The organism is Ideonella alba (genome assembly GCF_018069845.1).
GTDB lineage: Bacteria > Pseudomonadota > Gammaproteobacteria > Burkholderiales > Burkholderiaceae_C > Ideonella > Ideonella alba.
The window spans coordinates 76,293-82,760 of record NZ_JAGQDD010000024.1 but is presented as its reverse complement, the minus strand read 5'-3'; the positions used below and the strand labels follow the sequence as shown (position 1 = coordinate 82,760).

6 protein-coding genes are annotated in these 6,468 nt (G+C 69.5%); 2 read left to right on the top strand and 4 right to left on the bottom strand.

The genetic code is table 11. The features are described from left to right. Nucleotides 1–167: 167 nt before the first annotated feature. From KAK03_RS22205 to KAK03_RS22190, 4 genes are all read right to left on the bottom strand, one after another. A complete protein-coding gene (locus KAK03_RS22205) occupies nt 168–359 on the bottom strand; it encodes a hypothetical protein (protein WP_210856858.1) in 192 nt (63 codons plus the stop codon). Then, nucleotides 338–733: a barstar family protein gene (locus KAK03_RS22200; protein WP_210856857.1), complete on the bottom strand. Its 396-nt coding sequence runs from the start codon at nt 731–733 to the stop codon at nt 338–340. The genes KAK03_RS22205 and KAK03_RS22200 overlap by 22 nt, the downstream gene beginning before the upstream one ends. Nucleotides 734–783: 50 nt before the next feature. Next, complete coding sequence (locus tag KAK03_RS22195) at nt 784–1,209, bottom strand: guanyl-specific ribonuclease (RefSeq protein ID WP_375140996.1); 426 nt, start codon at nt 1,207–1,209, stop codon at nt 784–786. A gap of 148 nt (nt 1,210–1,357) precedes the next feature. Beyond that, complete coding sequence (locus tag KAK03_RS22190) at nt 1,358–3,655, bottom strand: NADP-dependent malic enzyme (protein ID WP_210856856.1); 2,298 nt, start codon at nt 3,653–3,655, stop codon at nt 1,358–1,360. A 111-nt stretch (nt 3,656–3,766) separates the two neighbouring features. Here KAK03_RS22190 and KAK03_RS22185 point away from each other — a divergent pair, with 111 nt between their 5' ends. Both KAK03_RS22185 and KAK03_RS22180 read left to right on the top strand, forming a co-directional pair. Beyond that, nucleotides 3,767–5,800 (top strand): two-component system sensor histidine kinase NtrB, encoded by a 2,034-nt coding sequence (locus tag KAK03_RS22185; RefSeq protein WP_210856855.1) that lies wholly within the window; start codon nt 3,767–3,769, stop codon nt 5,798–5,800. After that, nucleotides 5,797–6,447, top strand: coding sequence for a response regulator transcription factor (locus KAK03_RS22180; RefSeq protein WP_247661342.1), 651 nt, complete (start codon nt 5,797–5,799; stop codon nt 6,445–6,447). The genes KAK03_RS22185 and KAK03_RS22180 overlap by 4 nt, the downstream gene beginning before the upstream one ends. The last annotated feature ends 21 nt before the right edge of the window (nt 6,448–6,468 follow it).

Genomic DNA, 6,468 nt, shown 5'->3' with positions numbered 1-6,468 from the left:
ACGAAGTCAAGGAGGAGGCCGCAGGCCGGGGGACATGAGAGAGACCCCTTTCCCCCACCTCGCCTCAACCACCTCCGGGGGCAATGACTTCCAAGGGCAGAAATCAGCCCTCCAGACGCAACAAAGCCCGCCGAAGCGGGCTTTGCCTTGTGCGCCAGACTAGAAGGTCAGGCGGCGCTGAGCCACATCGCCGTGTCGAAGGCGCTGCTCATCATCGGCATGTTCATGCCGAAGTTTGGATTGATGCCGTTCTTGGCTGCCGCCTTCGCGGCAGGCTTCGTAGCTTCCTGGGCCGTCTCAGCAGCCCGCTCCCATGACCCGTTTTCCTGGGAGCGGGCTACTGAAAAGAATAGAAACATCTGAAGGGTATTTTTCGATCACCCCAGAAGTCGGCGGCATCGCGGAAGACGTCGAGCAATTGCTCGCGCGACTCGCGGTCGAAGCGCGTGTTGTCGGGGATCTGCTCGAGCACGACCACGAAGCCCGGCTGCTGGCCCGACTTGTGGACCAGGTCGGTCATGCAGTCGTACAGGGCGTCGAGGTTCTTGCCGAAGTGCGATGGGAACAGGAACGCGCTCGCGATGCCTTCCAGCACGTCCTGCTTGGACTGTGCCTCGGTGAGGTTGGCATACAGGAAATGCTGGCCCGACTCCTGTGCCGCGCGCATCAGGTCATCGACCCGGTACGCGCGTATCGCCTGCACGATGTTGGGACGGACGGTCTGCAAGAGCATGGTCTCGTTCCTCCGTTGATCAAATGTCTGTCGTTCGTCTTGCGCGGGCTTCAGGGCACGATGCGCCGGAAGCTCGCGTAATGGTCTTGGGTGTAATAACAGGCCTCAGGTTCCCTGGGTTGCTTGCCGCCGCAGACGATGCGCCGGGCACCCCGGTCGCGCGAGCCTGGCGTGGGCACGGTGTATTCGCGGTAGTGACCCCGGGGCTGGCGCGGTAGCAGTCGCTCGCGGTTGCCGAACACCGTGCCATCCTTGGCATACGGGAACGGACCGCCGGCGCGGATCAGGCTGTCGGTGCGGCGGGCCTCGACCGGCAGATCGCTCAGCCGGACCGTGGCCATCGCCGAGTCGGTCGCAGGGCTCGTTTCACGGGCCTGCGCCGCCGTCGCGGCAGCCCCCAGGACACCCACTGCGGCCACACCGACGACCGCCGCAGATGCGATGGTGAGCCCCCACTTGCGTAAGGTTCTGCCCACCAGCAGCGGATCGCACGAGACCACGGGTTTACCCTGAAGACTTAAACAGTCATGCTACCGGATTGGCGCGAAAACCACAAGTGCACTGCACCATGGCGGCGCAGCGCAAGGCCTTTCAAGTAAGCATTTGCTTACCTGCTTTACGTTGTCAATGGCGGGCGGCGTTGGCGTCAACCACCGTGAGTGCCGTCATGTTCACGATGCGGCGCACCGTGGCGGACGGCGTCAGGATATGCACCGGTTTGGCCGCACCCAGCAGCACCGGGCCGATCGCGATGCCCCCACCCGAGGCGGTTTTCAGCAGGTTGTAGCTGATGTTGGCGGCGTCGATGTTGGGCATCACCAGCAGGTTGGCCTCGCCGGTGAGCGTGCTGCGCGGCATCAGCTCGGTGCGGTAGGCGGCGTCCAGCGCGGTGTCGCCGTGCATCTCGCCGTCGATCTCCAGCCAGGGCGCCTGCTCGCGCACCAGCGCCAGCGTCTGGCGCATCTTCACCGCCGAGGGCTGGTCGCTCGAGCCGAAGTTGCTGTGCGACAGCAGCGCGGCCTTGGGCGCGATGCCGAAGCGGCGCATCTCCTCGGCAGCCAGGATGGTGATCTCGGCCAGCTGCTCGGCGCTGGGGTCGTAGTTGATGTGGGTGTCGACCACGAAGACCTGGCGCCCCGGCAGCACCAGGCCGTTCATGCAGGCGTAGGTCTTCACGCCCGGGCGCTTGCCGATCAGCGCGTCCACGTGGTGGATGTGCATCGCGGTGGTGCCCCAGGTGCCGCAGATCATGCCGTCGACCTCGCCCTTGTGCAGCAGCATGCTGGCGATCAGGGTGAGCCGGCGGCGCATCTCGATCTTGGCGAACTGCTCGGTCACGCCGCGGCGCTCCATCAGGCGGTGGTAGGTCTGCCAGTAGTCGCGGTAGCGGGTGTCCTCGTCGATGTTGACGATCTCGAAGTCGCGGCCCTCTTCAATGCGCAGGCCCAGCTTCTCGATGCGCGTCTTGATGACGCTGGCGCGGCCCACCAGCACCGGGCGGGCCAGGTTCTCATCGACGATCACCTGCAGTGCGCGCAGCACGCGGCGGTCCTCGCCCTCGGCGAAGGCCACGCGACGGTTCTTCGCGCGCTTGGCCACCGCGAAGATCGGCTTCATCAGCGTGCCCGAGGCATAGACAAAGGTCTGCAGCTTGTCGCGGTAGGCCTGCAGGTCGGTGATCGGGCGCGTGGCCACGCCGCACTCGGCGGCGGCCTGGGCCACGGCCGGGGCGATGATCATCATCAGCCGCGGATCAAAGGGCTTGGGGATCAGGTACTCGGGGCCGAAGCTCAGCGTGGCGCCCGAGTAGGCGGCGGCCACCGCGTCGTTCTGCTCGGCCTGGGCCAGCGTGGCGATCGCGTGGACCGCGGCGATCTCCATCTCGTCGGTGATCGTCCTGGCGCCGCAGTCCAGCGCGCCGCGGAAGATGTACGGGAAGCACAGGACGTTGTTGACCTGGTTCGGATAATCCGTCCGGCCGGTGGCCATGATGGCGTCGTCGCGCACCGCCTTGACCGCCTCCGGCATGATCTCGGGCGTGGGGTTGGCCAGCGCGAAGATCAGCGGCCGCTCGGCCATGCTGGCCACCATCTCGGGCTTGAGCACGCCGCCGGCGGACAGGCCCAGGAAGATGTCGGCCCCGGCAATCGCCTGCGCCAGCGTGCGGTGTGGCGTGTCGTTGGCGAACTCGGCCTTGTCCGGGTCCATCAGCTCGGTGCGGCCCTTCCAGACCACGCCGGCCAGGTCGGTGGCGATGATGTTCTCGCGCGGCAGGCCCAGCTTGACCAGCAGGTTCAGGCAGGCCAGCGCGGCGGCGCCGGCGCCGCTGGACACCAGGCGCACGTCCTTGATGTCCTTGCCCACCACCTTCAGGCCGTTGAGCAGCGCCGCGCCCACCACGATGGCGGTGCCGTGCTGGTCGTCGTGGAAGACCGGGATGGACAGGCGCTCGCGCAGCTTGCGCTCGACATAGAAGCAGTCGGGCGCCTTGATGTCCTCGAGGTTGATGCCGCCGAAGGTGGGCTCCAGCGCGGCGATGATGTCGACCAGCTTGTCCAGGTCGTTCTCGGCGATCTCCAGGTCGAACACGTCGATGCCGGCGAACTTCTTGAACAGGACGCCCTTGCCCTCCATCACCGGCTTGGAGGCCAGCGGACCGATGTTGCCCAGGCCCAGCACCGCGGTGCCGTTGGTGACCACCGCCACCAGGTTGCCCCGGCTGGTGTAGCGGAAGGCATTGGCCGGATCCTCGACGATCTCCTCGCAGGCCGCGGCCACGCCGGGCGAGTAGGCCAGCGCCAGGTCGCGCTGGTTGATCAGCTGCTTGGTCGCGGTGATGGCCACCTTGCCCGGGGTCGGGAACTCGTGGTACTCCAGCGCGGCTCGGCGCAGTTCGGATTGCTTCTCTTCGGAGGTGGTCATGCAGGAGCCTCGGCGCAGCGGATCGGGGGTCGGATTGTAGGAGTCACCCCGCGCCCCAGCCCTGCGGGAACTGCGTAGGCCCTGCCCCCGGTCCGGCTGGATACTTCCGCCATGCCACCCGCCACCGGCTCCACGCCCACCCCAGCGCTGCGCGCGCGCGTGCTGTGGGGGGCACTGGTGCTGATGCTGCTGGTGGCGCAGTCGCTGCTGGTGTGGCTGACGCTGGACTACGAATCCGGCCGCGCGCAGGACCGCGCCGCCGAGGTGGCTGCGCAGTCGGCCGGCGAGCTGCGCCGCCAGGCCCAGCAGGTGCTGGAGTCGGTGCAGGTGCTGGTCTGGACGCATGGCTCCGATGCCGCCTGGCGCACCGAGACCCAGGCCCTGCTGCGCGAGCGCCACGCGCTGCTGCGCCTGGAGCGCCGCGACGACCAGCTGCACCTGCTGTCGGCCACCGACACCCCCTACGGCCCCACGCCCTTCTCGGCGATGAGCCGGCGCGCGCTGGAGCTGGAGCTGGCGCCCACCTGCGCGCAGGCGGTGCGCACCTCCACGCCCACCTTCTCGCGCAGCTACTTCATGCCGCTGCCCGGCGGCCAGGGCCAGGAGGTGGTGGACCTGTGCTTCGCGGCCGAGGGCGGCGCGCGCTTCGTGGTGGCCACCGTCTCGCTGCCCGAGCTGCTGGAGAGGGTGGCGGCCGGCACCCGCGGCGAGCACGAGCTGTCGCTGGTCGAACCTGACGGCACCCGCCTGGCGCGCGCGGGCAACCTGCGCGGCCAGGGCGTCTACCAGGCCACGCGGCTGGTCAGCCTGCCGGGCCTGTCGCTGCTGCTGCGTGCCGACGCGGTGACCGGCCGCCCGGGCCTGATTCCCAACCTGGCGATCGCGCTGGTGCTGGGCCTGTCGCTGAGCCTGCTGGGCGTGGTGGGCCTGCTGGTGCGCGACATCCGCCGCCGCAGCGCCGCCGAACACGCGGTGGCCGAGGCGCTGGCCTTTCGCCGCGCGATGGAGGACTCGCTGGTCACCGGCCTGCGCGCGCGCGACCGCGACGGCCGCATCACCTATGTCAACCCGGCCTTCTGCGCGATGGTGGGCTGGGAGGCCGAGGCACTGGTGGGCCAGGACACGCCGCCCTACTGGCCGCCCGAGCGGGTGGACGACTACCGCCGCCGCCAGGCCGAGCGCCTGCAGCTGGGCGCCGACGACAACGCCCAGCGCCAGGGCTTCGAGACCCAGTTCATGCGCCGCAATGGCGAGCGCTTCCCGGTGATGATCTACGAGGCCCCGCTGCGCGACCGCGAGGGCCACCACACCGGCTGGATGAGCGCCGCGGTGGATGTCAGCGGCGAGCGCCGCATGGAGGAGCTCTCGCGCCAGCAGCAGGAGCGCCTGCAGGCCAGCGCGCGCCTGGCCACGGTGGGCGAGATGGCCTCGCTGCTGAGCCACGAGCTGAACCAGCCGCTGGCCGCGATCGCCAGCTACGCCACCGGCTCGCTGAACCTGATGGACGCGCCCGACGAGGACCCGGCCGAACTGAAGGACCTGCTGCGCCAGGCCCTCACGCGCATTGCCGAGCAGGCCGAGCGCGCCGGCCGGGTGATCAAGAGCGTGCACGGCTTCGTGCGGCGGCGCGACGGCGCGCGCGAGGCCCTGGCCGCCGACCAGCTCATCGAGGCCGTGCTGCCGCTGGTGCGCCTGCAGGCCCGCAAGAGCGGCACCCGCATCGAGGTGACGCTGGCCAGGCCGGTGCCGCGCGTCTGGGCCGACCGCACGATGGTGGAGCAGGTGCTGCTGAACCTCACCCGCAACGGCATCCAGGCGATGGACGAGGCCACGCCCGCCGCCGAGCGGGTGCTGCACATCGAGGTGGTGCAGACCCACCCGCGCTGGGTGCGCTTCACCGTGCGCGACGCCGGCCCCGGCATCCCGCCCGAGGTGGCGGCGCGCCTGTTCACGCCCTTCTTCACCACCAAGACCGAGGGCATGGGCCTGGGCCTGTCGCTGTGCCGCACGGTGATCGAGCAGCATGGCGGCGCGCTGGATTTCGGCCCCCCGCCGGGCGAACCCGCTGGCCGCGGCACCGAGTTCCGGTTTACCCTGCCGGTGCCCGAGACGCCCGTTCGCAAGCCCACCGACACCCCGCCATGAACTCCGCCCGCTTCGGCCTGCCGATGGTCTATCTGGTTGACGACGAGGACGTGGTGCGCGACGCGTTGGCCTGGCTGCTGCGCTCGCGCCGCCTGCTGTCGGAAGCGCATGGCAGCGCCGAGGCGTTTGAGACCATGCTGCGCCAGCGCCTGGCCGCCGGCGCCTGGCCCAGCGCGCCCAGTTGCCTGCTGCTGGACGTGCGCATGCCCGGCATGAGCGGCCTGGCGCTGTTCGACCGCCTGGTGGAGCTGGGCCTGACCCGGCTGCTGCCGGTGATCTTCCTGACCGGCCATGCCGACGTGCCCACCGCGGTGGCCTCGGTCAAGCGCGGCGCCTTTGACTTCGTCGAGAAGCCTTTCTCCGACAACGCCCTGGTCGACCGCGTGGAGCAGGCGCTGGCCTTGAGCCTGCAGGCCCTGACCGAGCGCGAGGATGCCCGCGCGCTGGCGCGTGCGCTGGCCGAGCTGACCGAGCGCGAGCGCGAGGTGATGCAGCTGGTGGTGGAAGGCAAGCCGAACAAGCTGATCGCCGATGCGCTGGACATCAGCGTGCGCACGGTGGAAGTGCACCGCGCCCGGCTGTTCGAGAAGATGAATGTGAAGTCGGCCGTGGAGCTGGCCAACCTGCTGCGCCCTGGCGGCGGCTGACGCGCCGCTGCGCCGTGGCGC

Coding starts and splice junctions, on each gene's coding strand:
- KAK03_RS22205 (WP_210856858.1), bottom strand. CDS start 359: ATGTTTCTATTCTTTTCAGTAGCCCGCTCCCAGGAAAACGGGTCATGG.
- KAK03_RS22200 (WP_210856857.1), bottom strand. CDS start 733: ATGCTCTTGCAGACCGTCCGTCCCAACATCGTGCAGGCGATACGCGCG.
- KAK03_RS22190 (WP_210856856.1), bottom strand. CDS start 3,655: ATGACCACCTCCGAAGAGAAGCAATCCGAACTGCGCCGAGCCGCGCTG.
- KAK03_RS22185 (WP_210856855.1), top strand. CDS start 3,767: ATGCCACCCGCCACCGGCTCCACGCCCACCCCAGCGCTGCGCGCGCGC.
- KAK03_RS22180 (WP_247661342.1), top strand. CDS start 5,797: ATGAACTCCGCCCGCTTCGGCCTGCCGATGGTCTATCTGGTTGACGAC.